Here is a 24,884-nt window from a genome sequence, read left to right on the forward strand (position 1 = left end):
ACCTCTGCTTTCCAAATATGGATCCATTATAACATATCGTGCCAGTCCATAAGTGTCTGGCGGGTCAGAAGGAAAATTTCAATAATAGATGTGGGAATTATTGAATATCCTGTGAATTCAACTTATGATGAATGAGAGAAAAGGAGTGAGTCGATGAAGACGTTATGGCATGGAGGAATTATTTATACGATGGCGGCAGAAGGGGAGACAGTGGATGCTGTTTTGGTCGCTGACGGTAAAATAGAAGCAATGGGTTCATTGAAGGAACTGAAGGATGAAGCTGATCTTCAAATCGATCTGACAGGAAAAGTATTATATCCAGGCTTTGTTGACAGTCATATGCATATGATAGGACACGGTGAAAAATTGCTCCGCGTGGACCTTTCAAAAATCGATTCTTCTGAAGACATGAAACAGCAGCTCATCGAATCCACCGAAGGTTTGGCGTCCGATGAATGGTTTATCGGGGAAGGCTGGAATGAGAATAATTTTCCGGACAGGAAAATCTTCCACAGAGTTGAACTGGATGAAATCTCAACATCTCCGATGCTGCTGAAGCGTGTCTGCAGGCATGCCATACTGGCAAACTCCAGCGCGCTTGTATTAGCAGGCATAACTAAAGATACGCCCGATCCGGAAGGCGGACTGATTGTGCGTGACGCTGATGGGGAGCCCACCGGCTACTTATTGGACGCAGCTCAGGATCTTGTAGCGGACGTTGTGCCGGAAGTGAGTGTGGAATATCTGACGAAAGCATTGCAGACATCTGTGGATGACTTACTGGCTTTGGGACTGACCGGTGCACACACAGAAGATATGGGCTATTATGGCCATTACTCAAAACCATTGCAGGCATTCAAGAATGTATTGGGAGGAAAAACCAAATTCCGCGCCCACTTGCTTCGGGCTCATAGTGCATTTGAGGAAATGATGGAAAATGCCTCATATGTGGAGCCTTTTGTAGATCCGGGACCGATGAAGATTTTCGCTGACGGCTCCATTGGCGGACGGACTGCGCTATTAAGCAAGCCTTATAATGACGATCCTTCCACCAGCGGTGTTGCAATCCATTCAGATGAAGAATTAAAACGTCTGGTGTCTGTAGCGCGAAAACATGGTGAAGCTGTGGCTATCCATGTCATAGGTGATTTGGGAATGGAAAAAGCACTCGATGCGATTGAAGCTCACCCGGTGCCAAAAGGGAAGCGGGATCGGTTGATCCACAGCATGGTCCTGCGGGAAGATCTAGTGGAGCGCATGGAAAAGATCGATGCGATTCTTGATCTTCAGCCAAGTTTTGTGACGTCGGATTTTCCGTGGGTCATTGAACGGCTTGGAGAAGAGCGCCTTGAATGGTCTTATGCATGGAAAAAATTGCTCGACCGCGGTTTGATTTGTGCCGGAGGATCGGATGCTCCGATCGAAGAAGTGGATCCGAAGCAGGGAATCTATGCGGCTGTAACGAGACGCAGACCTTATGAAACCCATGATGGATTTATGCCGGAAGAAAAGCTCAGCCGCTTTGAAGCCGTACAGCTTTATACGAGCGGCAGCGCGGCTGCCATTTGCAAAGAACATTCGAGAGGCATCCTCGCTGTAAATTATGATGCTGATTTCAGCATCTTTGATCGTGACCTGTTTCAAGGGAACGAGGAGCAGATTCTCGAGGCTCAAGTTGAAATGACGGTGGTAGACGGCGAAATCATGTTCGAGAAAGGGGAATGACGATGGAAGCTTACATAATTACCGGGGCTTCCAAAGGCATCGGCAATGCCCTCAGCAGACAATTGACAGACAAAGGCCATCAGGTATACGGCATAGCGCGTTCTTTTTCAGAAGATTGGCCAGGAACCAAGCCTTTTGAATTCGATTTATTAAATACATCTGACATCCCAGAATTGATGGGCAGGATTTTCGATTTAATTTCTGGGGATGTCACCAGTCTGACCCTCATTAATAATGCGGGAACAATTTCACCCATCGGCTTTGCAGAAAACAACCAGGCAGCCGAAGTAAGCAATAGCGTCACTTTGAATCTGACTGCACCAATGATCACCAGTGGCGCGTTCATTTCATTGGCCGCAAATTTTGCGGCACAAAAAAGAATCATCAACATTTCCTCAGGCGCCGGCAGGAAGGCTTACGAAGGGTGGAGTTCTTATTGCGCAGGTAAAGCGGGACTCGACCATTTCAGTTTATGCCTCGCAAAAGAATACAAAGACATCAAAACCATGTCAATCGCCCCTGGCATCATCGATACGGGGATGCAGGAGAAAATCCGTGAAAGCTCAGAAACTGATTTTCCTATGATTGAGAATTTCAAAATGTATAAGAATCAGGGGATGCTCAGCACCCCTGATCAAACGGCTGAACAATTGATCCGTCTTTTGGAGAGGGAAGATTTTAAAGTTCTGGAAACCATAACGGATATCCGCGATTATGTTTAATAAGGCTACAGTGACATTAATCTTGAAAGGAGCCAATCAATGACTAATATACCTCCGAACATTCTGGAGCTTCTAACGGATGCAGATCAGGCAGGAGTAAATATGAAAAGCCCTAAAGCCGTTGTCACTCATTTACTGGCACATGGCGAAAAGGAATCGATCCTGTTTTTCTACAAGCCCAATAGTCTCGAATTCGATTTTGATAAATACAATGAAGCCGTCGAAGTCATGAGAAAGCAAAGAAATTAAAACAAAAGGTCACACTTGCCGGACTTTTGGCGAGTGTGACCTTTTCTCTATTATCTGCCACCCAGTAAATCGAATAGACCGCCGGCTGCACTGCCTTCGCCTTTGGATCGGCCAGCAGGATTTTGAGGAGCTGCTGCAAATACTTTGCTTGCAAGGCGGCTGAAGGGCAGGGATTGAACCCATACGCTTCCTGGTCCACGAAGAGTGGCAAAAAATAAGCCTTCTCCGCCGAACAGCGCAGTTTTCACGCCAGGCACCATTTCGATATTATATTCCACGTCTGCCGTCATAGCGACCAGGCAGCCCGTATCTACTTTCAACACTTCACCTTTTTGAAGGTTTTTTCGGTAAAGCGTTCCACCTGCATGGATGAAGGCCATTCCATCGCCTTCCAGTTTTTGCATGATGAACCCTTCGCCACCGAAAAATCCTGTACCCAGTTTCCGTTGAAATTCAATGCCGATGGAGACACCTTTCGCTGCAGCCAGAAACGCGTCTTTTTGGCAGATGACTTTACCGCCGAGTCTGCTAAGATCGAGTGGCACAATTTTACCGGGATAAGGGGATGCAAAAGAAACGGTCCGTTTGCCGTTCCCTTTATTGGTGAAAGCAGTCATGAACAAGCTTTCACCCGTAATGATCCGTCTTCCTGCGCCAAGAAGCTTGCCCATGACGCCGCTGCCTGCATCATTGCCGGAGCCATCCCCAAAAATCGTTTCCATTGCGATGCCATCTTCCATCATCATCAATGCGCCTGCTTCTGCAACCACTGTCTCATTCGGATCCAATTCCACCTCCACAAATTGCATGTCATCTCCGTACAGTTTAAAATCAATTTCGTGGTTATTCATCTTATCCTCTCCTTTGTTCTCTGACTGTCACTATCTACTATATAAGTAATTAAGGAATAAATGAATGGCTTCCTGTAAAATTTACAGAAGCTTCAGATAATCCTCCCGGAATTTATTCGCTGAAAGCTTTTCCACGACTATATCGAATGTTCCGAAAACATGGTAAGATTTAAGAAAATCTTATAGTGAATGAGGGGTACTGATGGGAACTATTCTATCTTTGGCAATTATAGCTGCAGCCATATTTGCAGCTTATGCATTGAAGAAATTTTATGACAGGCCGTATATCGTGAATTTTGCACTTGCTGCAATGTTATTGCTGATCGTAATCAGAACATTGATGCTGCAGCCGATTACAGGCTTAGGCTATGCGGCTATTATTATTTGCACAATCGCCGGAATTTTCCAGGCGGTTCTCGGAATTAAAAGTTATAAAGCTATTCAACAAGTCCAGGCATAAGCGAGAATCCCTTAGTGGGATTCTTTTTTAATGGAAAAATGCGCTTTCTGAAATTTTTTGGATACAATTATTATTTTTCTGATAAATTTTTCGGAATTATTAGAAAGTAGGTCTTTCATATCATTGTAAGTTTAGTATAATGATTAATATCACATAATGAATATACATAAACTGATTGAGGAGGGGTTTTATGGAGCCGAGGAGAAGCAGGAAGGAATTTCGGAAAACAAAGCAGCATTATAAGGAAACAGGACTGTCTTATGGTGTAGCCAATCTGGATGCCAAACCGCTTGACCGTGAAGGCAATAAATTTCTCGAATTTTTAGTGCATGTTTTTTTATTTCTGCTCGGAGGAGTCATCTTATGCGGCATGCTTCTGGCATTGTTGACAATGACGTAAAACTTGAAGAGCAACCAGGAAATGGGGTTTTCACATGATCCAATATCCATCAACTGATATAAGGACTCTTGCAATAACCGCTCCATCATCAGGGGTGGACAAAGAGCTTCATCCACTTCTTGAGCAGACGATCAGCCGTCAGCAGGAGAATGGTTTTGAAGTGAAAATCGGCAAGACTGCCTGGACGCAGGAAAATGCTAAATCCGCCCCTGCGAAAGAAAGGGCCCATGAATTGATGGAAATGCTTAATGATTCGACGGTTGATGCCATCATCCCGCCATGGGGAGGGGAATTACTCATCGAAATCCTTGAATACTTCGACTTCAGTAATATAAGTCCCAAATGGATCCTCGGCTATTCAGACACCAGCCTGCTGCTTCTTACAATAACTTTGAATACGGGCATCGCCACTGCCCACGGCACTAATATCATTGATTTGCGCGGTCCGGAAAAAGATGAAACCACAGCTAAATGGATTGAAGTTCTTACAACTGAAAAAGGTGGGGAAGTCATCCAGGAATCATCAGCATTCCATCAAAAAAGCTGGGATCATCAAAATCCATCCCCAATGGTCTTTCATTTGACAGAGGAAACGGAATGGAAGACAGTTTCCGGCAAACCGTTAAAATTTGAAGGCAGGCTGCTGGGAGGATGCATCGATGTAATCCATCATCTTGCCGGGACGCCTTATGGCGATGTTAAAAGTTTCAGAGAAAAGCACATTCCTGGAGAGTCTGTAGTCTGGTATCTTGAGAATTGTGAAATGTCGGTAGCGGATTTAAAGCGGTCATTGACTCAGATGAAATATGCTGGATGGTTCGACAATTGTGCAGGCATTCTCTTTGGCAGAAGCGCAGCAAATCATCCGACAGAAGGTTACACTGCTGAAAAAATGTATATGGATTTTGAAGCAGAGTCAGGGATACCGCTCATCTATGATGTGGATTGCGGACATATGCCTCCTCAAATCACTTTTGTAAACGGTGCATTCGCAGAAGTGGAAGTCAAGGAAGGCAAAGGAAGAGTCAGCCAGAAATTCATATGAGAAGGATGTAATTGTTTATGGAAATTAAAATCGTCACACCGAATGAAGCTGAATCATATAACATTTTGAGGCTCGAGGCCTTACTTGACACCCCTGATGCATTCGCCGTTTTATATGAAGATGCTTTAAACAAACCAATTGAGAAAACTCGTGGACAATTGGCTTCGGAGCATTCCGTAACCTTCGGTGCATATGATGATGGCAAACTGATTGGCAACATGACGCTGATGCGCAATACTGTGCCCAAGATGAATCACAGAGCTTCCATCGTAGCTGTTTATGTCAGCCCGCCTTATCGGGGTACAGGAACTGCCAACGATCTTATGAAGAAATTGATGGAATACGCTGAAACGTGGGAAGGGCTCGAACAGCTTGATCTGATGGTGGCAAGCCATAATTTGAGGGCAAAGAATTTTTATCTGCGGTACGGTTTTGAGAAATATGGAACAGAAGTTCATTCCATGAAAACAGGGGACAGATACATTGATGAAGATTTGATGGTGAAATTCATAAAGTAGATGCATTGCTGCTTGTAATCCGGAAAGTAGGTGCTATATGAGGAATTTGTCGAAGATTGCCTTGTTTGTATCATTATTTTTATTAATCGGATTTCCAATGATTTTTATGATTATTTCCATGTTTACCGATCAGTGGATCTTTATGTTCTCCGGATCCGTACCAGCCATGCTGGCTGGAACTTTCGGGATTTTCTTTATAGTCCAGCAAGCCAAAAAGTCTGGTGAAGAAGAAGCATGAATATATTATCCAAAAAAAGCGTGGGGAACGTCTGCGCGCTTTTTGCTGTTTTAATATCATGATTATTGTTCAACATTATAAAAACAGGCTTCACTTGGAAGCCTGTTTTTTGCCTTGCATAATTTCTATGATGACGAGACCGATTGTGATTCCGAGGAACACATTGATGAATAATGGTTCCAGGAATTGATCGCGGAAGATGAATGCGACAGTCAAGATATAAAAGGCACCTTGCGTGACTTTGGCGGTTGCTGGAATTTTATCTTTTGGATATCTCACGCGTGCCAGCTGAAATACGACAAAAGAAGCCAACAGCAGCAAAAAATGAGGCCAATAAAGATTATCCACCGTATTATTCACGATCGCATAAATGATGAGCGGAATTATATAGAAAAGAACAGAATTCACAAAATCACCTTTCCGGACTACTTTCTTGTATTGTCTTGCTGTTTGCCGCTGAACAGAATATATAGGTTATAGATGGCGAAAATCACAGCCAATGTTACGATGACGATTGAAATGATGGGGTAGACCGCTGGTCCGCTTTCCATGATTTCAATAATTCTTGTATAGATAATCCATGGTCCAATGACCAGTATGAATATATCCAATGCAGTCCCCAATTTTGTTCTCATCAAATTCCTCCAATAGCATGTACTTACTATATCATATCAGAAACAGCCGGAGCTGGGCATTGATTGGGGTAAGATATTTGAATACTTTCATTCTTTTCGGTTGGCACGCAGGGCTGTGCCAGCCAACTCGTGGGCTGCACGATTTTGGGAATCAGGAATCCATTTAATGAAACAGTATGTGAAAGTTCTGGAGATTTTCATTGCTTCTTCCAGCAGCGGTTTATAAAGAGTATTTTTGATGAACTCTTTTTCGAATGCATCGACAACCACTTTTGAATCGGACTTTATCGAAACCATTTCCGATGTCAATTCCGCTGCAATTTCAAGTCCTTTTATCAAAGCTGTAAATTCTGCCACATGGTTGTCCATTTCACCGACAAACTCTTTGTGCTTGATCGAATGGCCTTCGCCGCGGATGAATACACCAACGGCACTGACCTTTGGAGAACCGGCAGTTGCGGCATCGACAAAAACTTCAATCATTTGCTACACCCGCTTTTCATCATTTGGCGTGATCATTTTGGCAAGATAGCCGAACGGAGTATCAAGAATGGACACGATGAATTTTAGAATATATGTCGAAATGAAGATTTGGATCCACACATCGAATGGGAATAAGCCGTAAAATGCGATACTGGTGAAAATTAAAGTATCCAGCAGCTGGCTCAATAATGTCGATCCATTATTACGGATCCAGAATTGGCTGTCTTTCGGAAAGATCTTGCGGAGAGCAGAGAAAATCAGTACGTCGATATGCTGACTAGCCAGATAAGCGATCATACTCGCAAAAGCGATTTGCGGAACCAGCCCGAAAATAGTCTCCAGTGATCCGTGGGCGAAATCACTTTCTCCAGGAATGAATTGGAGTCCGAATTGCATAGCGATGACCATGACCAGCAAGGCTGAAAATCCTAGCCAGACAGCTTTTTTTGCTTCTTTTTTTCCATACTTTTCATTCAGTATATCTGTAGCGAGGAAAGTCGAGGCGTATAAACTGTTTCCCAGGGTAGCAGTCAAGCCGATGATTTCGATTGTTTTAGTCACTTGGATATTAGCCAATATTGTCGACATGGCCACCCAGGCGAATAAACCGGATTTTCCGAAGAACTTGTACATAATTATAAGCATTGCAAAATTGGCCACGACAAAACCGAGGCCCAAAAATTCATTGAACAAATTATTTCCTCCTTAGTTTTGGTGAAGCGGGAGTTCACGAACCGCTTGGACATTAAAATATCCTTTGACAGTATAACTATTGTTGGAATAAAAAACAAACAAGTAGTAAAATGTTGAAACGGCAATTTTATAAGAGGTGACTGTGTGAATAAATTATCGATCATAAACGAAATAGATGAAATGTTAAATACGTACTGTGATGGTTGCTTCGTCAGGGCGCAAATCCGTAAAGATGAAGGCAAGACCGCTGCCCACCGTTTCTGTATAAGCAATTGCACCATCGGCACCCAATTGCAATTTTTAGGCAATGAGTTGAATAAGACAGGATCAAACAAATAAAAAAGCAGAAACGGAAACCCCGTTTCTGCTTTTGCTATGCTCACATAAATTTTTTAAATTACTCCGAGTCCAGCTGAACTACATTTGCGGCTTGCGGACCACGATTTCCATCAATTATCTCGAACGAGACGGGTTTGCCTTCCTGCAATGTGCGAAATCCTTCGCCTTTAATGCCGGTAAAGTGGACGAATACATCATCGCCATCGTTATACTCAATAAATCCATAGCCTTTTTCCGTGTTAAACCATTTTACGATTCCCTGGTGCATGCACGTTCCCCCTCGGTATTGAGTACTTTCGTGGTACCATTAATATAGTAATAATGGATGGCTTATACTATACACGATGCCCATGGAACCGTCAATTTCATATTGCAGACATAAGAAAAATGTTTTTTAGACAGAGGAGCGGGAGAATGCAGAAAAGTATATTAAGTAAATGCAAAGTAAATGTGAAAGAGGTATATGACACTTTTGATGCCAGCCATGATTGGCAGCATATAGAAAGGGTTCTTGCAAATGCGGATCGTATCATGGAAAAAGAAGCAGCTGATCCATTCATCGTTGAATTGGCAATCCTGCTCCATGATGTTTCCGATCCCAAATATAAGGAAGGGGATTCAGATCCCGAATCGGAAATTTTGGATTCACTTGATTTATCAGTAGAGCAAAAGAGCCGGATCACCGACATCATCCGCCAGGTTTCATTTAAAGGCGGCAACGGGGAAGCACCTTCAAGCATCGAAGCGAAAGTCGTCCAGGACGCTGACAGGCTTGATGCGATAGGGGCTGTCGGAATCGCCAGGACTTTTGCGTACGGAGGGGCCCGCGGGCGAAAACTTTATGATTGGGATGAAAAGCCGAGAAACGAAATGAGTGAGCAGGAATACCGCGACAAGCCGACAAGCAGCGCAACACATTTTTATGAAAAATTATTGCTTCTGAAAAACATGATGAATACTGGCACTGGAAGGCAAATAGCTGATGAACGGCATCAATTTATGCTATCCTTTTTAGAGCAACTTAAAAAAGAAACGGATGGTAATGCATGAGCCACTTAAATATTACGAAACTGACCAAAACGGTCGGAGCTAAAACTTTATTCAAGAATGTTGAATTTTCATTATATCCAGGGGACCGTGCCGGATTGATCGGCGTCAATGGAACAGGCAAGTCGACATTAATGTCAATTGTGGCTGGTGAGATGGATGCGGATTCGATTGCGATGGATCATCCTAAAAAATACGAGATTACGTATTTAAAGCAAGACCCTGAATTTGATGAATCATTGACAGTGCTTGAAACTGTATTCTCCGGAGACTCGCCTATTCTTCAGTTGAATCGATCTTATGAACAGGCTTTGTCCAATATGATGACCGACTCAAGTTCAACTGAACTGCAGGACGAACTGATGAAAATACAGGAAGGCATGGAACGCGAAAATGCCTGGGATATCAATGCATTGGCAAAAACTGCGCTTACTAAACTGGGCATCGATATGTTCGATCGTCCGATTGGTGAATTATCGGGTGGACAGCGGAAGCGTGTAGCGCTTGCAAAAGCATTGATCGAGCCCTGTGATCTGATCCTGTTGGATGAGCCGACAAACCATCTGGACGCCCTGTCAACTGAATGGCTGCAGGAAACATTACTGCGCATGAATTCGGCCATGCTTTTCGTGACGCATGACCGTTACTTCCTGGATGCGGTTTCTACGCATATATTCGAAATAGCGGACCAGACCATGTATACGCATAAAGGGAATTATGGAGACTATTTGGAAAATCGTGCATTGCGCGAAGAAATGGCGGCAGCTTCCCAGCAAAAACTTGAAAACCGTTTCCGTTCAGAACTGAAATGGATCCGGCGCGGAGCCAAGGCGCGTTCGACTAAGCAGAAAGCCCGTATACAGCGCTTCGATGAAATTAAAGAGAATGTACAAAAAGAAAACGACAATACCTCTCTTGAGTTGTCGATGCAGAGCCAGCGTCTGGGCAAGAAAATCATCGAAGGGGAAAACGTCGGTATGGCCTTTGGCGATAAACAAGTTTTCAGCGGATTCGACTTCCTGCTTCAGGGTGGTGACCGTATCGGGATTGTAGGTCCTAACGGAGCAGGTAAATCCACACTTATGAAAATTATCGCCGGAGAATACGAGCCGACACAAGGTAAGCTTGAATATGGAAGTACCGTAAAAATTGCCCATTTCACCCAACATCTGCCAATGATGAATGAATCTCAGCGAATGATTGAATACATCCAGGAAATTTCCAATGATTATGAAGCGGAAAAAGGTGTCCGTCTTTCTGCCACTCAGATGCTCGAGCGTTTCCTGTTCCCATCCAATGGCCATGGAACGCAGATCGGGAAACTGTCAGGCGGTGAACGTAAGCGTCTGTATCTTTTGAAATTATTGATGGAGCAGCCGAATATCTTATTGCTGGATGAGCCGACAAATGATCTCGATATCCAGACACTCGGTGTTCTGGAAGATTTTCTTGAGAAATTCCCCGGTGTTGTGCTGACGATTTCGCATGACCGGTTTTTCCTTGACCGTATCGCCCGTAAATTATGGACGACCGGTACAGGAAGAATAGAAGAATATCAGGGCTTGTATTCTGAATTCATTAAAGAAAAGCAAGCACCTTTAACAGAAGATGATAAAATACCGGTGGCTGCCCTGACACCGGATGCTCCGAAAACGGAGCCTAAAAAGAAGATGACGTACAAGGAACAACAGGAATACAGCAACATACTGGAAGATATTTCATCGTTGGAATCAAAAATTGAAGACCGTGAGAAAGAAATGGCAGAAGCTGGAGCCGATTACGATAAATTACGGGAACTCACAGCGGAGGTCGACGATCTGACTAAAAAATACGATGAAAAGCTGGACCGCTGGACTTATCTCCAGGAGCTGGCTGAGGGATGAACCAATAGTTACAGGAGGGATTTTTGTGAAGATCAAAACGATTGAACCTACACCAAGCCCGAATACGATGAAAGTGATCATAGATCAGGAGCTGCCATTCGGCAAAAGCCATAATTATAGCCAGGACAATCCCGAAGGTGCACCAAAGGAAATTCAAAACATCCTGGCGATCGAAGGTGTAAAAGGCGTGTACCACGTCGCAGATTTCCTTGCGGTCGAAAGGATCGCTAAATTCAGCTGGGAAAACATCCTTGCCGAAGTCCGCAGAGCACTTGGAGAAGACAGTGACAATATGGAACAGGAAATAGCACTGGATGAGCATTACGGGGAAGTATATGTACACGTTCAGGAGTTCAAAGGCATACCGCTGCAGGTAAAAGTATTTGATAACGCTTCAGAGGAACGTTTTGGTATGCCCGAGCGTTTTGTCACAGCAATGAGCATAGTCATGGATCCGACAGAAGAAAACTACCTGCTGCAGCGCAAGTGGGCGGATTACGGTGTACGGTACGGTGAAAAAGATGAAATCGGCAAAAATGTCGTGGAAGAAATCGAAGCGGCTTATCCGCAGGAGCGGCTGGATGCATTGACTCAGCCTAAAGATGCTGAAAAACAGGAAGCCGTTTCACGCGGAAGAAAAGTGACGGCGGCAGAATTCGATGTACCCGAATGGGAAACGCGTTTCCAGTTGCTCGACCAGATGATCGAAGCGGATCTTGAGGATCTGCCGCTGCTGGACAAGGCGCTTAATGACGAAAAAATGTCGATCCGCAGACAGGCTGCGATCTATCTTGGAGATATTGATGACAAGGCGGTCGTGCCGTATATTGAACGTGCAATGAAAGATAAAAGCTGGGCGGTCCGCAGAACTGCAGGTGATACAATCAGCGATTTAGGATTCGCAGAGTTCGAACCGATCATGATTGAAACTTTAAAAGATAAAAACAAGCTGGTCCGCTGGCGTGCCGCTATGTTCCTTTATGAAACCGGCACAGAAGCAGCGCTTCCTGCACTTAAGGAAGCTGAAAATGATACGGAATTTGAAGTGAAGCTTCAAATCAAAATGGCGATTGCCCGTATTGAACAAGGCGAAGAAGCGGAAGGTTCAGTGTGGAAGCAGATGACTGAAGCACGCCAAGCCATGAAGGGGCAAAACCAATAGAAGAGTAATTGAGAAAATGACCAGCGGCTTACATAGCCGCTGGTCATTTTTTGTAATTCTGCTTTCCGATTTCGGAGGGAGATGTTTCCATGCATCCGGAAAGAGGTATTACCTTCTGAAACAGCTATTTTTATTTAATTCAGAAGGAGGGCTTTTAACATGGAAGGAAATATCTTTTCAATTGAAATAATCAGCCAAGGAAAATATGAATCATGGGAATTTAAAAATGAAGAAGCCAGGGATGAGCTTTTCAATAAAATTTTGAAGCGATTCAATGACCATGCGATTGCAGATAAAAATGACGATGTGGATGACAGCCGAATAGTGCAATTATCAGCTACCAGCTTAAAGATCAAGGAAGATGGGAACGTCGACCAGCAAGTGCCATATGAATGGTATGAGGCTGACCAGTTCGAACAGCTTCTTGAATTCATCAATAATGAGTATCCTAAATATTAATACCCTCAAATGCATGAAAAAACCTGATGATTCCGTTAGAATGGAAGTAAGAGCTTCAGTAACAGGGAGCGAATATACACAAAGGTGGTAAGTGGAATGAATGCATATGATGAGTATATGAGAGGCATTGTAACACCGATGCGAAAAGAATTGACTGATCACGGCTTCAAGGAATTGCTGACTCCGGAAGATGTCAACGAACACATCAGCGAAGCAAAAGGCACGACGCTGGCGGTTATCAATTCGGTGTGCGGCTGTGCAGCAGGACTTGCAAGACCTGGCGTAATTGAAGCATTGAACAGTACGGAAGCGAAACCGGATCATCTGGTGACGGTTTTTGCAGGGCAGGAAAAAGAAGCGACTGCGCAGATGCGCAGCTATTTTGATGACGTGCCGCCATCATCGCCGTCCGTTGCGGTTCTAAAAGATGGGCAATTGGCATATTTTATTCCGCGTGAACAGATCGAAGGCTATTCGGTGGAATATATCCGTGATAATCTGAAGCAGGCCTTGGAGCAGGTCGCTGAATAATGCCAACGATTATCACCACAGCATATCGCCCAACTGCAGCTGCTGCTGCAGAAGCTGAAAGAATTGCTGAAGAGCTGGATATCCGCTTTATTATCCGTAATAAACGATCGGTTGAAAAAATGCATGAAGATGAACAAGCGGATATCCTCGTGGCTTCAAAAGAACGGCTTGAATTTTACCCTATGGGTAAAACAGAGCCGTTCTTTTTTCACCCGAATTCAGCGGCTTTCCGCACCAAACGGCCATTGGAAAAGGATCCGCTTATAGAAGTATCAGGGCTCGCGCCAGGAGACAGCTTTCTTGACTGCACTCTTGGCATGGCTTCGGATGCCATTACGGTGTCGCAATATATCGGTTCTTCCGGCAACATCGTAGGCTGCGAAAGCAATCCGAATATAGCCTTCATCCTTAAAACAGGATTGTCCCGGTATGATGCCATGCCGCATCTCACAGAAGCGATGAGAAGAGTACAAGTAGTCAGCTCGGAAGCCGTGGATTATCTCAAAACGCTGGATGATGATGTATTCGATGTCGTCTACATGGATCCGATGTTCACCGAAGAAATCAAAGAAGCATCCAATTTCACTCCCGTCCGCTCCAGCGCCAATATGGGGCAGCTCACGGATGAATGGATGAGGCAGGCAAAAAGAGTCGCCAATAAAGCGGTTGTTCTGAAGGCGCACTTTCGTTCGCAGGACTTTGAAAAATTCGGATTTGAACGGCGTGTCCGACCCAATACGAAATTCCACTATGGAGTCATCAACTTAAATTGAAATAGCAAGAGCCCTTCCTGAGAACAGGAAGGGCTCTTGCTTGTGAAATCTTAGTCAGTGAAGCTTAATGAAGTCAAGTACCCGAGCATAAGCAGGAGACCCAGGCCGATAAGGATCGATGCATCCATGAAAAATTCCTCCTTTTTCAAAAAAACAGCGCGTATTTGCTGATTTTATTGTACAATGAATTTCAAGAAGATGAAACCTTTACCATTATAATTCGTATAATTAAACAAAGGTGTTTACAAATTGTTCGAAATTGAAGGTGATTGAGATGAAAAGTTGGTGGCAAAAATCGCTGGTGATTGCAGTAGCTGTCCTTAGCCTTGGCACGATTCCTCCAAACCATACTATTTGGGAATCTTTGCTCGATGACAAGCCGGAACTCAAAACCCATGCGCAAAAAAGTCCGAATACTCAAAATACATATGACTGGCTGGACCCATCGGAATTCTATTACACCAACCCGACGATTCTGGATACTGTCCACCAGACTGCTGAAGAGCAAGCCTATATGAAATTCGGCTCCCGCATCGGTCCGGTTATCGAAGATGAATTCAAGACAGCTATTCTGCCGAACATCCAACAGGCGATCGACTTGCATCTTGCTCAGGTTGATTCGGAAAGCTTACGCAGACTGGCGATTTCTCAGAAGCCTTCCGGTGAACATTCCGAAAAGATTTTCCATATCTATGATACGGAAACGAATAAAGATAAGATCCGTTTCCACGTCCGCACAGAGAAGAAGCCGCAGGAAGGATATTATTTCAACTTCCATTACCATTTAGAGGAAGATGATTTCCAGCAGCACATCACATTGGGCGATATCTATTGGTCCAAAAATACTCCGCCAAAATGGCTCTCGTAAAACCGTTATATTTATAGCGGTTTTTTTAGCTTGTTGAGAAGATACACACATATTTCTACAGATATAAAATGCAGCAGCAGCCGGCGACTCCTGCAGGAAACAGAGCGAGTCCTGAGACCCCGCAGATAGCGTAAGCTATCGAGGAGGCTCAGGCAGCTCCCTGCGGAACGCGTCCGCCTGCAGCGAAATGATTGCAGTAGATGATGTTTTTCGACAGCCTGTTAAAACCGTTATATTTATAGCGGTTTTTTTGTTATGATTAATCTTATAATGGAGGCGAAATGAATGAAACAATATTTGGATTTATGTGAGCATATTTTAGAGAACGGCACGAAAAAAGAAGATCGCACCGGAACAGGGACTTTAAGTGTATTCGGTTATCAGATGCGCTACGACCTGACAAAAGGCTTTCCATTGATGACAACGAAAAAAACCGCTTTCCGCCTCATCGTTTCAGAACTTCTTTGGTTCATCAAAGGAGATACGAATGTGAAAACGCTTCTAGAAGATAATAATCATATCTGGGATGAATGGGCTTTTGCCCAGTGGGTTTCCAGCAAAGAATATGGCGGGCCGGATATGACTGATTTTGGTCGCCGTGCACAAAAAGATGCGGAATTTGCGGTTCTTTATAAGGAACAAATGGCCATTTTCCAGAAAAACATACTTGAAGACGATGCTTTTGCAGAAAAATACGGCGATCTGGGTCCTGTATATGGCAAACAATGGCGTTCATGGCAGGCGACCACTGGCGACACGATCGATCAATTGAAAAATGTCATTGAAGCCATCAAGAAAAATCCGGATTCTAGGAGACACCTGGTGACTGCCTGGAATCCGGAATTTGTTGAGGATATGGCATTGCCGCCTTGCCATACGATGTTCCAATTTTATGTGGCGGACGGAAAATTATCCTGCCAGCTATATCAGCGGAGCGCTGATGTATTTTTGGGAGTGCCGTTCAATATCGCTTCCTACGCCTTGCTGACGCACCTGATTGCGCGCGAATGCGGTCTGGATGTAGGTGATTTTGTCCATACTACAGGAGATACACATCTCTACCTGAACCATATGGAACAAGTGAAAGAACAGCTCAGCCGAACGCCGAAAGAGCTGCCGACTTTAAAAGTCAACGAAGATGTCGAATCGATTTTTGATCTGACAATGAACGATATCAGCATAGAAGGTTACGATCCACATCCGAGGATTTCAGCACCTGTAGCTGTTTAGGAGGAAAAACAAATGATTTCATTGATGGTAGCACATGATCCGAATCGCATTATCGGACGGGACAATCAATTACCATGGCACATACCGGAAGATCTTGCTTACTTCAAAAAACATACATTGAATAAAGGCATTGTAATGGGGCGCAATACGTACGAATCAATCGGAAGGCCATTGCCGAAACGGCGCAATATTGTGGTCAGCCGCCAGCAAGGCTTGGCGATCGAAGGAGTGGATGTCGTCCATTCCATCGATGAAGCTGTAAAACTTGCAGAAGAAGTGCATTCGGAAGTTATGGTGATCGGCGGAGAGCAGATTTTCAGATATGTCCTGCCAACTGCTGATCGCCTCTATGTGACGCTTGTTCACGATGAATTCGAAGGGGATACCTATTTTCCGGAGTACGGCGCCGGTTGGACTCTTGTTTCCGAGTCGGAACGCCTTGAATCAGGCGGCGTTTCCTTCAGCTATTTGATATTCGAACGCAAAAGCGGAGGATCTGCACATGCTTAATTCGATCAGGACTTTTTCTTTTTTGTTCGGTTATTTGCCGGTTGCAGCGTTGAAGCTGAAGAGTTTCCAAAAGAAAAAGCCTCATTTGACAATCAGTGAATATGACGAGCTGATTCATACAGAACCGAGGAAATGGGCGGCAGGCATCATGAAACGCACTAAAAGTGAGGTGTCAGTGACCGGCCTGGAACTATTGCCGGAGGGGCCAGTTCTAATAGTCAGCAACCATGAAGGTAATTTTGATATACCGGTTATACTCTCCAGCATACCGAAGCCTTTTGGTTTCATTTCCAAGAAAGAAGTGAAAAAACTGCCGGTGATTCCGGTCTATATGGAAGACATGAATTGCGTATTCATCGACAGGACAGACCGAAGAAGTGCTTTGAAATCGATATCCGATACAGCTGAGAAGTTAATAGAAGGCCATTCGATATTGATTTTTCCTGAAGGCACACGAAGCAAAGGAAATGGGCTAGGGGAGTTTAAAGCAGGCTTCATGCGTATCGCGGCCGATGCCGGAGTGCCGATATTACCGCTGGCTATCCAAGGTACGGCTGATATCATGGAGAAAAACAATAACAAGATCAAGCCGGCACAGGTCAGATTACAAATCCTGGAGCCGATTGCGCATGAAACATTCAAATCCATGCCTTCCAAGGAAGCTATTCAATTCGTGAAGGATAAAATTGAAGCGGCACTTCAGAATGCCGGGAATCTGCAAAAATAGTTCAGCACGGAGTTCTGCTGGACGCTAGAGTCAGCCATATCATTTGCTATGGTTCTCTTATGTTTTTAGAATAAGAAATAAGGTATATAAGAAAAAAGGAAGTGAACTCATGTCAAGGATTCACATAGTGACGGATTCGACTTCGGAACTGCGTCCTGAAGTATTAAAGCAGTATGGTGTGCATATGGTGCCATTATCCATTCAGATCGGTGATAAAACCTATCTTGACCGGGTTGATCTTGAACCGGAATCATTTCTGGAGCTGATGGCGGAATCCGAAGAATTGCCGAAGAGTTCTCAGCCTGCACCAGGTGTTTTCAAGGAACTTTACGATGAACTCGGTAAAGATGGTGATCAGGTATTATCCATCCATATGACGGGGGGCATGAGTGGGACAGTCGAGTCTGCCCGTGCTGCAGCGGAATTGACCGATACAGATGTTACAGTGATCGATTCCAGATATATTTCCTATGCGCTTGCTTTCCAGGTGATCGAAGCCTCGAAAATGGCAAAAGAAGGAAAGTCGATGGAGGAAATTGTGGCCAAAGTCGATGAAATCAGAAGGAACACGAAGCTATTTGTGGTAGTGGATACGCTGGATAATCTTGTGAAAGGCGGTCGCATTGGCAAAGGTCGCGCAATGGTCGGCTCATTCCTCAAGATCAAACCGATTGCTTCACTTGATGACGGCGAATACACACCAGTCGCAAAAGCCCGCAGCCATAAAAAAGTGGTGGACTATCTTTTTGAGGATTTTATAAACCGCACAAAAGGCAAGACGGTAAAGGGTGTGGGATTGGTGCACGCTGGTGGGTTAGCGATGGCTGAACCGCTGCGTGAACGAATCATCGAATCAGGGTTCAAAGATATAAAATTTGATTTCACTACTCCGGTTATTTCAACTCATACCGGATTGGGAGCCATAGGTTTCATGTTTTATGCCGAATGACATGACTTAATAAGATTTTGAGGAAGGTAAAGGAGAGAAATAAGTGAAACGCATCCTGTATATTGTCTTATTAGCCATAGTTTTGTTAGCGGGATGCAGTTCCTCCTTTATTTTTGGCAATGATGAAGCGGCACCAAGAGTCCAGACGGTTTTCGCCGGCTACCAGGTGCCGCCGAACTTTGTTCCGCAGGCACTGGTCATCACGGCCTTGGGTGATTCATTGTCGCAAGGTGTCGGTGATGAAGCGAATAGAGGCGGATATGTAGGCCGGCTGGCTGCGGAAATCAGGGATTGGCCCGGGGTCCGGGGGGCAGCTGTTGAAAATACAGCGAAACGCGGACGCAGAAGCGACCAGCTATTGTCAATGTTTCAAAAAGGTGAATTGACAGGCCCTGTCACAGAAGCGGATTATATCGTCATGACGATAGGCGGCAATGATATCATGCGGATTGTGAAGCGGGATTTATTCAATTTGAATCTTGAAGCTTTTCGGGAAGAGTTGCTTCTGTATGAAAACAGATATGAGAATATTTATGCCACTATACGGGAAATGAACCCTCAAGCTCCCTTGATCATGGTTGGCGTCTACAATCCATTTTCGCTTATCACTGATGAAATCGAAGAGTTCGATGAAATCATGGAAGCTTACAATGGGGTCATGCAAGAAGCTTTGGCGGACGATCCGCAGGCATGTTTTGTACCGGTCCAGGACTTATTTCAAGGAAATGATAATCTCGTCTATCATACAGACTTTTTCCACCCCAATGGAAATGGATACGATTTAATGACGGAACGCATATTGGAACGGATGGAAGAATGTGGATTGATATTTGAAGACAGGGGGTGAGGGGATTTTGAAAATTTGGCGTACGGCATTTATTATCCTGCTGGCTGTTAACTTATTGGCATTGATAGCATTTATTTTTTATGTGACGATACCCGCTAAGGATTATATCAGTTATGAAGCGGAAAAACGCACGTTTGCAGAAGGCAATACGTTAACAGTCAGAACTTCAAAAGCAGATTTTGAAGGGATTGCGAACACTTATATACAGGATGCGATGAAAGACCAGCCTATACCGTTGACATTATCGGTGAACGATGACGTGGCATTATCCACTGAATTGGAGGTGTTTTCCATGACCTTGCCGATATTGCTCAAATTTGAACCTTATGTGCAGGATGATGGCAATCTTTTGCTTGAACAGAAATCAGTAAATATCGGTATGCTCGACATCCCCCCCGAATCGGCTTTGAAACTGCTGCGTGATTCGGTTACATTGCCGGAGTTCATGGAAGTGGATCCCGGTTCTGAGGAAATTTTGCTTCGTTTGTCTGATATCCCCCTTGATGATGGCATCAGTGTGAGGGCGGAAGCCTTTAACCTTGAAGAGGATGATATCCGATTACGTGTTACCATAACCCAATAGGAAGAGGTGCAGGAATATGAAAACCGAAAAAGCGACATTTGCAGGGGGCTGCTTCTGGTGTATGGTCAAACCTTTCGACAGCTTGCCTGGAATCGAATCGGTCGTCAGCGGCTATACAGGCGGAGAGTTGGAAAATCCAACATACGAACAAGTCTGTACGAATCTGACAGGCCATAAAGAGGCGGTTGAAATTGTATTCCAGCCTGAAATCTACCCTTATGAAAAACTGTTGGAAGTTTTTTGGTCGCAGATTGATCCCACGGATGGCGGCGGTCAGTTCTTTGACCGCGGTTCTTCATACGCGCCGGCAATTTTCTATCATTCGGAGGAACAGCGGGCTGCTGCTGAAAAATCAAAAGCTGATCTTGAAGCTTCCGGCAAATTCGATAAACCGATTGTGACGCCTATTCTGGAAGCCAAGCCGTTCTATTTGGCTGAAATGTACCATCAGGATTATTATAAGAAGAATGCGGCGCATTATGAACGATATTCCGTCGGATCCGGAAGAGCCGCTTTTATTCAACGAAATTGGGGTGAGCAAAAATGAAGGATGAATTAAAACAAAAATTATCACCGATGCAATATCATGTCACGCAGGAAAATGGAACAGAACCGCCGTTCCAAGGAGAATATGATCAGCATTTCGAAGACGGCATCTATGTGGATATCGTATCCGGAAAACCGTTATTCAGCTCTAAAGATAAATTCGATGCACATTGCGGGTGGCCGAGCTTTTCAAAACCGATTGAAGACGAAGAAGTGAAAGAGAGTTTCGATACCAGCCATGGCATGCGCCGTACCGAAGTGCGGTCGGCTACTGCTGATTCACATCTTGGACACTTATTCCCGGACGGCCCGTCCGAACTTGGCGGATTGCGTTACTGCATCAATTCCGCTTCCCTGCGTTTTGTTCCGAAGGAAGACCTGGAGAAAGAAGGCTATTCGGAATACAAAGCATTATTCGAGCAGGAATGATGTTGGCTCAGAGCAACATTCGATTATCATAACAGAATAGCTAATATAGAAATTGTTAGCCCCGGGCCGGTTGTCCGGGGCTTTCATTTTGAGATGAAGGAGGGAATCTATACCGATGGACCGGTCGTTTTATCATTTTGCTTTATCATATCGGGGGAAAACGGAGGCCGATGATTTTTCACGGTTTGCGGATGCAATGTTTTTAGATCATTCGTTTCCTAAAACAACAAAGGATTTTGAAAAGATTTCAAGATATCTCGAAGAACGGGCTCATCCCATCATGAAAGCATCGGTTTTCGATGATTTGTGGGATGAATACACCAGTCTTTAAAGCTCTTCGTTGCACTCAATGCCAAAAAACAGTATGATTAGTACGACTAAAATAAAGTGAGGTTTTATCATGAGTGTTCATATCAATGCTAAAAAAGGCGATATCGCCGATACGATCCTTCTTCCGGGAGATCCGCTTCGCGCGAAATATATCGCTGAAACGTTTTTGGAAGATGTAACTTTGTACAACGAAGTCAGAAACATGTTCGGCTATACCGGTACTTATAAAGGCAAACGCATTTCCGTACAAGGTACAGGAATGGGTGTTCCTTCAATCTCTATCTATACAACTGAATTGATGAACGAGTACGATGTGAAAAAGCTGATCCGCGTAGGCACTTGCGGCTCAATCCATAAAGATGTAAAAGTCCGTGACGTAATTCTTGCACAAAGTGCTTCTACTGACTCGAACATGAATTCAATCATTTTTGGCAATGTGTCATATGCTCCGACCGCTGATTTCAACTTATTGCTTAAAGCTTATAACGCAGGCGTTGAAAAAGGTTTGAACTTGCGCGTAGGCAACGTGTTTACTGAAGACGTTTTCTATAACGACCATGCTGAACATGAAAAATGGGCGCAATACGGAGTTCTTGCTCTTGAGATGGAATCTTCTGCATTGTATACTTTGGCAGCTAAATTCGGTGCGCAGGCATTGTCGATTTTGACAGTAAGCGACCATTTATTGACTGGCGAAGTGACTTCGGCAGAAGAGCGCCAAACGACGTTCAACGATATGATCGTTGTTGCACTCGAAGCGGCAATCCAGGAATAACCAATACTACGCAATAAAAAAGGAGACTGTTCAAAGCAGTCTTTTTTTCGAATATAGAAGTCTGGCTGAAGCATTAAGGTTTGCCGGCAATTACGAAAGTGGTGAAATAGATGGATGATAAACGTCCAGAAGAGGGAAATGAGCAATTGCCTCCAGCAGAAGTATCACGGGGCCATTATATACGCCTGAAAACTTTCTCCTTCATCATGCTGGTGGTGGTACTGATACTGGCTACTGCGGGATTAACAGTTTTTGCACTGACCTTCGGTGATGAAAAAGCAGTGGAAGTGAACTCGCCGGAACGACGGGAGTTCCAGAAGCTTTACACTGCATACGATGAAATCCAAAATAATTATTATGAAGATGTTGACCGGGAGGAATTGATCAATGGTGCCATTAATGGAATGGTCGATTCATTGGGCGATCCATACTCCGATTACATGAACGAAGAAGAAGCTTCTCAATTCCTTGAAGGCATCTCTTCAAGCTTTGAAGGCATCGGAGCAGAAGTCCAGGAACGGAACGGCTATATTACAATCGTTTCACCGATAAAAAATTCACCTGCTGAAAAAGCGGGCATCCAGCCGAATGACCAGGTCATCGCGGTCGACGGTGAAAGCATCCAAGGTTTCAGTACGACTGAGGCTGTGATGCTTATCCGCGGCGAAAAAGGGACAGAAGTTACATTGACGATCATGCGTGGAGACATGCAGGATCCGATAGATGTGACAATCGTACGCGATGAAATTCCGATCGAGACAGTCTATTCCGAAATGATCGGTGATAATGTAGCGCATATTCAGATCACCAGCTTCTCTCAGGACACATTCAGCGAACTGGAAACTGCTATCGCTGAGATGAAAGATGAAGGAATGGAAGCGATGGTAATCGATGTTCGTCAAAATCCAGGTGGTCTGCTCCAGTCAGCCCTTGATATTTCAAACTTGTTCATTGAAGAAGGCAAAGAAATGTTCGAGGTACAAGCTAAAGGTCAGGATCCTGAAATCTATTTGGCGACTGATGGCAATAAAGTCGAAATTCCCGTGACCCTGTTGATTGATGGCGGAAGTGCTTCCGCATCTGAAATTTTGGCAGGAGCCATGAGTGAATCTGCTGACATTAAGCTAGTCGGAGAAAAAACTTTCGGTAAAGGCACTGTCCAAACCGCAAACGATCTTGCCGATGGATCAAACTTGAAATTCACGACTGCCAAATGGCTGACGCCTGATGGCAATTGGATCCACGAAAAAGGAATAGAACCGGATGTGGCAGTTGATTATCCGGAATACGTTTCCTTGCCGTTTATCGATGCTTCTCTTGAATTGAAGGATGGTACGATTTCAGAACAGGTGCGTACAGCTGAAAAAATGCTGGAGGCACTGGAATATGAAGTCGGTGAAGTGGATGGCGTATTTGAAGAAGAAATGACGCAGGCAGTAGAAGCGTTCCAGGAAGACCAGGAACTTGAAGTGACTGGCATCCTCACTGGTGACAGTATTTATGCCTTGATGGATGAACTTCGCGCCAAAATCGAAGAAGAGGATCCTATGCTTCTTGAAGCTAAGAAATTAGTGATGGAAGAAGCCGGTATTGAAGCATCTGAACCGGAAACGGATGAAGAAGCTGAAGAAGCCGAGGAAGAATCTGCAGAATGATTTAAAAGGCCCGCGGAAGCGGGCCTTTTTGTTTTGAGGCAATATGTTAGAATTTAAGGATATAGAGGAGGGTTTTCATGATTGATGTGTATTTATTCAGCGGATTTTTGGGGAGCGGCAAAACCACTCTTTTGAAGAATATGCTGATCCAAATAAAAGATGCCGGTTTAAAGCCGGCTGTTTTTATGAATGAACTGGGCGAACTGAATGTCGACTCAGATGAAGTGGAAGACGGCGTCCCCCTTAAGGAACTGCTTGACGGCTGCATTTGCTGCACAGGTTCTGAAAAATCTGAGGCGCAAATTCAAACATTGCTCGCAGAAGAAACATTTGATGTTCTCTTGATTGAAACGACAGGGGCTGCGCACCCGGTGGAAGCGCTGGATGCAATCTTTTCCCCGCTATTCGCTGAACAATTGAATTTCAGGGGTATTGTTACAGTCGCTGACAGTAAACGGTGGCTGGACAGAGACCGCATGTCTCCCCAAATCCGTTCATTGTTCCTAGAACAGATTCGCCACGCCGATCTGATCCTGGCGAATAAAATGGATTTGCTGGATGAAAAGGAACAAGGCGATGCGGTTTTCGGTATGCAATCGTTGAATTCAAAAGTCCGGATCGTCCAAACTGCCAATTCCAAAATACCTTACGCATTATTAGAGAATCTGACCGCAAGAACTAAAGGGACTGTAGAAAAAGCGGAAATCAGCAAACTGAATTTAAACACGAAAGTTCTTCTGTTCAGCCAACCGGTCAATCGTGAAAAATTCGAAGACTGGTTAAGAAGGTTGCCTGAGACTGTTTACCGGATAAAAGGCTATGTGCCGCTTGACGGCGATAAATATCCGCATGCATTCCAATATGCATATGGAATGGCTCAATGGCTTCCAGAGTATATGAAGATGCAGCCGCAGATTGTCGTAATTGGAGAAGGCATTGACGGAGTTGAATTGCCATGAATATCCTGGAGGCTTTCAAAAAAATCTGGCCGCAGCGGCATGCGACAGCCAACATAGAATCAGAAGAGGATATGCAGCGTTACATTGTCATAGAATTAAAGGATGAACTGACTCACCCGCGGGTCCGCAAGACAAAACAGCAAAAGCTGGAACTTGCGGTTGAACGGATCAATCACTCACCGCTAGAGCAGCAGGAGAAAGAGCAGCTGATTGAAGAGTATAAAAAAATAGCAGCCCAGTTGGACTGAGCTGCAAAAGAAATA

At 44.4% G+C, this 24,884-nt stretch carries 35 protein-coding genes; 29 read left to right on the top strand and 6 right to left on the bottom strand.

Going from position 1 to position 24,884, the window contains the following annotated elements:
* The first annotated feature begins 153 nt into the window (after window positions 1–153).
* The 3 genes from CXF70_RS12595 to CXF70_RS12605 are packed head-to-tail and all read left to right on the top strand — an operon-like array spanning window position 154 to window position 2,696.
* Window positions 154–1,725, top strand: a complete 1,572-nt coding sequence (locus tag CXF70_RS12595; RefSeq protein ID WP_101802942.1) for an amidohydrolase — start codon at window positions 154–156, stop codon at window positions 1,723–1,725.
* Window positions 1,726–1,727: 2 nt separating this feature from the next.
* Window positions 1,728–2,447, top strand: coding sequence for an SDR family NAD(P)-dependent oxidoreductase (locus CXF70_RS12600; protein WP_233208630.1), 720 nt, complete (start codon window positions 1,728–1,730; stop codon window positions 2,445–2,447).
* A gap of 39 nt (window positions 2,448–2,486) precedes the next feature.
* On the top strand, window positions 2,487–2,696 hold the full coding sequence (locus CXF70_RS12605) for a hypothetical protein (protein ID WP_101802944.1): 210 nt from the start codon (window positions 2,487–2,489) through the stop codon (window positions 2,694–2,696).
* 50 nt (window positions 2,697–2,746) lie between these two features.
* Here the strand turns inward: CXF70_RS12605 and CXF70_RS12610 are convergent, their stop codons facing one another.
* Window positions 2,747–3,547, bottom strand: coding sequence for a TIGR00266 family protein (locus CXF70_RS12610; RefSeq protein WP_101802945.1), 801 nt, complete (start codon window positions 3,545–3,547; stop codon window positions 2,747–2,749).
* Window positions 3,548–3,749: 202 nt separating this feature from the next.
* Between CXF70_RS12610 and CXF70_RS12615 the strand changes: the two genes are divergently transcribed.
* The 5 genes from CXF70_RS12615 to CXF70_RS12635 all read left to right on the top strand — a co-directional run bounded on the left by CXF70_RS12615 (window position 3,750) and on the right by CXF70_RS12635 (window position 6,208).
* Window positions 3,750–4,007 (top strand): hypothetical protein, encoded by a 258-nt coding sequence (locus CXF70_RS12615; RefSeq protein WP_084245612.1) that lies wholly within the window; start codon window positions 3,750–3,752, stop codon window positions 4,005–4,007.
* A gap of 190 nt (window positions 4,008–4,197) precedes the next feature.
* Window positions 4,198–4,407: a hypothetical protein gene (locus tag CXF70_RS12620; protein ID WP_084245614.1), complete on the top strand. Its 210-nt coding sequence runs from the start codon at window positions 4,198–4,200 to the stop codon at window positions 4,405–4,407.
* Window positions 4,408–4,441: 34 nt separating this feature from the next.
* A complete protein-coding gene (locus tag CXF70_RS12625; RefSeq protein WP_101802946.1) occupies window positions 4,442–5,452 on the top strand; it encodes a S66 family peptidase in 1,011 nt (336 codons plus the stop codon).
* Between the two features lie 17 nt (window positions 5,453–5,469).
* The gene (locus tag CXF70_RS12630; protein ID WP_101802947.1) at window positions 5,470–5,970 is read left to right on the top strand and encodes a GNAT family N-acetyltransferase; all 501 of its coding nucleotides are present in this window, start codon (window positions 5,470–5,472) and stop codon (window positions 5,968–5,970) included.
* Window positions 5,971–6,007: 37 nt separating this feature from the next.
* Window positions 6,008–6,208, top strand: a complete 201-nt coding sequence (locus CXF70_RS12635; RefSeq protein ID WP_101802948.1) for a hypothetical protein — start codon at window positions 6,008–6,010, stop codon at window positions 6,206–6,208.
* 90 nt (window positions 6,209–6,298) lie between these two features.
* Here CXF70_RS12635 and CXF70_RS12640 read toward each other — a convergent pair whose 3' ends face one another.
* From CXF70_RS12640 to CXF70_RS12655, 4 genes are all read right to left on the bottom strand, one after another.
* Complete coding sequence (locus CXF70_RS12640) at window positions 6,299–6,616, bottom strand: hypothetical protein (RefSeq protein WP_101802949.1); 318 nt, start codon at window positions 6,614–6,616, stop codon at window positions 6,299–6,301.
* A 17-nt stretch (window positions 6,617–6,633) separates the two neighbouring features.
* A complete protein-coding gene (locus CXF70_RS12645) occupies window positions 6,634–6,843 on the bottom strand; it encodes a hypothetical protein (RefSeq protein WP_084245622.1) in 210 nt (69 codons plus the stop codon).
* Window positions 6,844–6,930: 87 nt separating this feature from the next.
* Complete coding sequence (locus tag CXF70_RS12650; protein ID WP_101802950.1) at window positions 6,931–7,326, bottom strand: ribonuclease HI family protein; 396 nt, start codon at window positions 7,324–7,326, stop codon at window positions 6,931–6,933.
* A gap of 3 nt (window positions 7,327–7,329) precedes the next feature.
* Complete coding sequence (locus CXF70_RS12655) at window positions 7,330–8,019, bottom strand: queuosine precursor transporter (RefSeq protein WP_101802951.1); 690 nt, start codon at window positions 8,017–8,019, stop codon at window positions 7,330–7,332.
* Window positions 8,020–8,163: 144 nt separating this feature from the next.
* Between CXF70_RS12655 and CXF70_RS12660 the strand changes: the two genes are divergently transcribed.
* A complete protein-coding gene (locus tag CXF70_RS12660; protein ID WP_101802952.1) occupies window positions 8,164–8,358 on the top strand; it encodes a zinc-finger domain-containing protein in 195 nt (64 codons plus the stop codon).
* A 58-nt stretch (window positions 8,359–8,416) separates the two neighbouring features.
* Here the strand turns inward: CXF70_RS12660 and CXF70_RS12665 are convergent, their stop codons facing one another.
* The gene (locus CXF70_RS12665; protein ID WP_084245630.1) at window positions 8,417–8,626 is read right to left on the bottom strand and encodes a cold shock domain-containing protein; all 210 of its coding nucleotides are present in this window, start codon (window positions 8,624–8,626) and stop codon (window positions 8,417–8,419) included.
* Between the two features lie 146 nt (window positions 8,627–8,772).
* Here CXF70_RS12665 and CXF70_RS12670 point away from each other — a divergent pair, with 146 nt between their 5' ends.
* From CXF70_RS12670 to CXF70_RS12765, 20 genes are all read left to right on the top strand, one after another.
* Window positions 8,773–9,408 (top strand): HD domain-containing protein, encoded by a 636-nt coding sequence (locus tag CXF70_RS12670; protein WP_084245632.1) that lies wholly within the window; start codon window positions 8,773–8,775, stop codon window positions 9,406–9,408.
* Window positions 9,405–11,288 carry an ABC-F family ATP-binding cassette domain-containing protein gene (locus CXF70_RS12675; protein ID WP_101802953.1) on the top strand — a complete coding sequence of 628 codons (1,884 nt, stop codon included), beginning with the start codon at window positions 9,405–9,407 and terminating at the stop codon, window positions 11,286–11,288. Before CXF70_RS12670 ends, CXF70_RS12675 begins: the two co-directional genes overlap by 4 nt.
* A gap of 25 nt (window positions 11,289–11,313) precedes the next feature.
* Window positions 11,314–12,450, top strand: a complete 1,137-nt coding sequence (locus CXF70_RS12680) for a conserved virulence factor C family protein (RefSeq protein WP_101802954.1) — start codon at window positions 11,314–11,316, stop codon at window positions 12,448–12,450.
* A gap of 159 nt (window positions 12,451–12,609) precedes the next feature.
* Complete coding sequence (locus CXF70_RS12685; protein WP_101802955.1) at window positions 12,610–12,909, top strand: hypothetical protein; 300 nt, start codon at window positions 12,610–12,612, stop codon at window positions 12,907–12,909.
* Between the two features lie 96 nt (window positions 12,910–13,005).
* Entirely contained in the window at window positions 13,006–13,440 is a 435-nt protein-coding gene (locus tag CXF70_RS12690) for a BrxA/BrxB family bacilliredoxin (RefSeq protein WP_101802956.1), read from the top strand.
* Window positions 13,440–14,213 carry a class I SAM-dependent methyltransferase gene (locus CXF70_RS12695; protein ID WP_101802957.1) on the top strand — a complete coding sequence of 258 codons (774 nt, stop codon included), beginning with the start codon at window positions 13,440–13,442 and terminating at the stop codon, window positions 14,211–14,213. The genes CXF70_RS12690 and CXF70_RS12695 overlap by 1 nt, the downstream gene beginning before the upstream one ends.
* Window positions 14,214–14,487: 274 nt before the next feature.
* On the top strand, window positions 14,488–15,081 hold the full coding sequence (locus CXF70_RS12700; protein WP_101802958.1) for a YpjP family protein: 594 nt from the start codon (window positions 14,488–14,490) through the stop codon (window positions 15,079–15,081).
* Between the two features lie 285 nt (window positions 15,082–15,366).
* Window positions 15,367–16,311, top strand: coding sequence for a thymidylate synthase (locus CXF70_RS12705; RefSeq protein ID WP_084245648.1), 945 nt, complete (start codon window positions 15,367–15,369; stop codon window positions 16,309–16,311).
* Between the two features lie 12 nt (window positions 16,312–16,323).
* Window positions 16,324–16,821 carry a dihydrofolate reductase gene (locus CXF70_RS12710; protein ID WP_101802959.1) on the top strand — a complete coding sequence of 166 codons (498 nt, stop codon included), beginning with the start codon at window positions 16,324–16,326 and terminating at the stop codon, window positions 16,819–16,821.
* Window positions 16,814–17,548: a lysophospholipid acyltransferase family protein gene (locus CXF70_RS12715; RefSeq protein ID WP_101802960.1), complete on the top strand. Its 735-nt coding sequence runs from the start codon at window positions 16,814–16,816 to the stop codon at window positions 17,546–17,548. Before CXF70_RS12710 ends, CXF70_RS12715 begins: the two co-directional genes overlap by 8 nt.
* Window positions 17,549–17,657: 109 nt before the next feature.
* Window positions 17,658–18,497 (top strand): DegV family protein, encoded by an 840-nt coding sequence (locus CXF70_RS12720; protein WP_101802961.1) that lies wholly within the window; start codon window positions 17,658–17,660, stop codon window positions 18,495–18,497.
* A 43-nt stretch (window positions 18,498–18,540) separates the two neighbouring features.
* Window positions 18,541–19,344 carry a GDSL-type esterase/lipase family protein gene (locus CXF70_RS12725; RefSeq protein WP_084245656.1) on the top strand — a complete coding sequence of 268 codons (804 nt, stop codon included), beginning with the start codon at window positions 18,541–18,543 and terminating at the stop codon, window positions 19,342–19,344.
* Between the two features lie 7 nt (window positions 19,345–19,351).
* Complete coding sequence (locus CXF70_RS12730; protein ID WP_101802962.1) at window positions 19,352–19,927, top strand: YpmS family protein; 576 nt, start codon at window positions 19,352–19,354, stop codon at window positions 19,925–19,927.
* 16 nt (window positions 19,928–19,943) lie between these two features.
* Window positions 19,944–20,474, top strand: a complete 531-nt coding sequence (gene msrA, locus CXF70_RS12735) for a peptide-methionine (S)-S-oxide reductase MsrA (RefSeq protein ID WP_084245660.1) — start codon at window positions 19,944–19,946, stop codon at window positions 20,472–20,474.
* Window positions 20,471–20,902, top strand: a complete 432-nt coding sequence (gene msrB / locus CXF70_RS12740; RefSeq protein WP_101802963.1) for a peptide-methionine (R)-S-oxide reductase MsrB — start codon at window positions 20,471–20,473, stop codon at window positions 20,900–20,902. Before msrA ends, msrB begins: the two co-directional genes overlap by 4 nt.
* 115 nt (window positions 20,903–21,017) lie before the next feature.
* A complete protein-coding gene (locus tag CXF70_RS12745; protein ID WP_101802964.1) occupies window positions 21,018–21,233 on the top strand; it encodes a YozE family protein in 216 nt (71 codons plus the stop codon).
* Between the two features lie 69 nt (window positions 21,234–21,302).
* On the top strand, window positions 21,303–22,007 hold the full coding sequence (gene deoD / locus CXF70_RS12750; RefSeq protein WP_084245666.1) for a purine-nucleoside phosphorylase: 705 nt from the start codon (window positions 21,303–21,305) through the stop codon (window positions 22,005–22,007).
* Between the two features lie 110 nt (window positions 22,008–22,117).
* Window positions 22,118–23,662 carry a lmo1851 family serine protease gene (locus CXF70_RS12755; protein ID WP_101802965.1) on the top strand — a complete coding sequence of 515 codons (1,545 nt, stop codon included), beginning with the start codon at window positions 22,118–22,120 and terminating at the stop codon, window positions 23,660–23,662.
* Between the two features lie 77 nt (window positions 23,663–23,739).
* Window positions 23,740–24,621, top strand: a complete 882-nt coding sequence (locus CXF70_RS12760) for a CobW family GTP-binding protein (protein WP_101802966.1) — start codon at window positions 23,740–23,742, stop codon at window positions 24,619–24,621.
* Window positions 24,618–24,869 carry a hypothetical protein gene (locus tag CXF70_RS12765; RefSeq protein ID WP_233208631.1) on the top strand — a complete coding sequence of 84 codons (252 nt, stop codon included), beginning with the start codon at window positions 24,618–24,620 and terminating at the stop codon, window positions 24,867–24,869. The genes CXF70_RS12760 and CXF70_RS12765 overlap by 4 nt, the downstream gene beginning before the upstream one ends.
* Window positions 24,870–24,884: the final 15 nt, after the last annotated feature.

Origin of the sequence: Planomicrobium sp. MB-3u-38, from assembly GCF_002836425.1 — a bacterium.
GTDB lineage: Bacteria > Bacillota > Bacilli > Bacillales_A > Planococcaceae > Planococcus > Planococcus okeanokoites.

Bases quoted from the DNA above. Each gene is read 5' to 3' on its own strand.
- CXF70_RS12595 (WP_101802942.1), top strand. From the start codon at position 154: ATGAAGACGTTATGGCATGGAGGAATTATTTATACGATGGCGGCAGAA.
- CXF70_RS12600 (WP_233208630.1), top strand. From the start codon at position 1,728: ATGGAAGCTTACATAATTACCGGGGCTTCCAAAGGCATCGGCAATGCC.
- CXF70_RS12605 (WP_101802944.1), top strand. From the start codon at position 2,487: ATGACTAATATACCTCCGAACATTCTGGAGCTTCTAACGGATGCAGAT.
- CXF70_RS12610 (WP_101802945.1), bottom strand. From the start codon at position 3,547: ATGAATAACCACGAAATTGATTTTAAACTGTACGGAGATGACATGCAA.
- CXF70_RS12615 (WP_084245612.1), top strand. From the start codon at position 3,750: ATGGGAACTATTCTATCTTTGGCAATTATAGCTGCAGCCATATTTGCA.
- CXF70_RS12620 (WP_084245614.1), top strand. From the start codon at position 4,198: ATGGAGCCGAGGAGAAGCAGGAAGGAATTTCGGAAAACAAAGCAGCAT.
- CXF70_RS12625 (WP_101802946.1), top strand. From the start codon at position 4,442: ATGATCCAATATCCATCAACTGATATAAGGACTCTTGCAATAACCGCT.
- CXF70_RS12630 (WP_101802947.1), top strand. From the start codon at position 5,470: ATGGAAATTAAAATCGTCACACCGAATGAAGCTGAATCATATAACATT.
- CXF70_RS12635 (WP_101802948.1), top strand. From the start codon at position 6,008: ATGAGGAATTTGTCGAAGATTGCCTTGTTTGTATCATTATTTTTATTA.
- CXF70_RS12645 (WP_084245622.1), bottom strand. From the start codon at position 6,843: ATGAGAACAAAATTGGGGACTGCATTGGATATATTCATACTGGTCATT.
- CXF70_RS12650 (WP_101802950.1), bottom strand. From the start codon at position 7,326: ATGATTGAAGTTTTTGTCGATGCCGCAACTGCCGGTTCTCCAAAGGTC.
- CXF70_RS12665 (WP_084245630.1), bottom strand. From the start codon at position 8,626: ATGCACCAGGGAATCGTAAAATGGTTTAACACGGAAAAAGGCTATGGA.
- CXF70_RS12670 (WP_084245632.1), top strand. From the start codon at position 8,773: ATGCAGAAAAGTATATTAAGTAAATGCAAAGTAAATGTGAAAGAGGTA.
- CXF70_RS12675 (WP_101802953.1), top strand. From the start codon at position 9,405: ATGAGCCACTTAAATATTACGAAACTGACCAAAACGGTCGGAGCTAAA.
- CXF70_RS12685 (WP_101802955.1), top strand. From the start codon at position 12,610: ATGGAAGGAAATATCTTTTCAATTGAAATAATCAGCCAAGGAAAATAT.
- CXF70_RS12690 (WP_101802956.1), top strand. From the start codon at position 13,006: ATGAATGCATATGATGAGTATATGAGAGGCATTGTAACACCGATGCGA.
- CXF70_RS12695 (WP_101802957.1), top strand. From the start codon at position 13,440: ATGCCAACGATTATCACCACAGCATATCGCCCAACTGCAGCTGCTGCT.
- CXF70_RS12700 (WP_101802958.1), top strand. From the start codon at position 14,488: ATGAAAAGTTGGTGGCAAAAATCGCTGGTGATTGCAGTAGCTGTCCTT.
- CXF70_RS12705 (WP_084245648.1), top strand. From the start codon at position 15,367: ATGAAACAATATTTGGATTTATGTGAGCATATTTTAGAGAACGGCACG.
- CXF70_RS12710 (WP_101802959.1), top strand. From the start codon at position 16,324: ATGATTTCATTGATGGTAGCACATGATCCGAATCGCATTATCGGACGG.
- CXF70_RS12715 (WP_101802960.1), top strand. From the start codon at position 16,814: ATGCTTAATTCGATCAGGACTTTTTCTTTTTTGTTCGGTTATTTGCCG.
- CXF70_RS12720 (WP_101802961.1), top strand. From the start codon at position 17,658: ATGTCAAGGATTCACATAGTGACGGATTCGACTTCGGAACTGCGTCCT.
- msrA (WP_084245660.1), top strand. From the start codon at position 19,944: ATGAAAACCGAAAAAGCGACATTTGCAGGGGGCTGCTTCTGGTGTATG.
- msrB (WP_101802963.1), top strand. From the start codon at position 20,471: ATGAAGGATGAATTAAAACAAAAATTATCACCGATGCAATATCATGTC.
- CXF70_RS12745 (WP_101802964.1), top strand. From the start codon at position 21,018: ATGGACCGGTCGTTTTATCATTTTGCTTTATCATATCGGGGGAAAACG.
- deoD (WP_084245666.1), top strand. From the start codon at position 21,303: ATGAGTGTTCATATCAATGCTAAAAAAGGCGATATCGCCGATACGATC.
- CXF70_RS12755 (WP_101802965.1), top strand. From the start codon at position 22,118: ATGGATGATAAACGTCCAGAAGAGGGAAATGAGCAATTGCCTCCAGCA.
- CXF70_RS12760 (WP_101802966.1), top strand. From the start codon at position 23,740: ATGATTGATGTGTATTTATTCAGCGGATTTTTGGGGAGCGGCAAAACC.
- CXF70_RS12765 (WP_233208631.1), top strand. From the start codon at position 24,618: ATGAATATCCTGGAGGCTTTCAAAAAAATCTGGCCGCAGCGGCATGCG.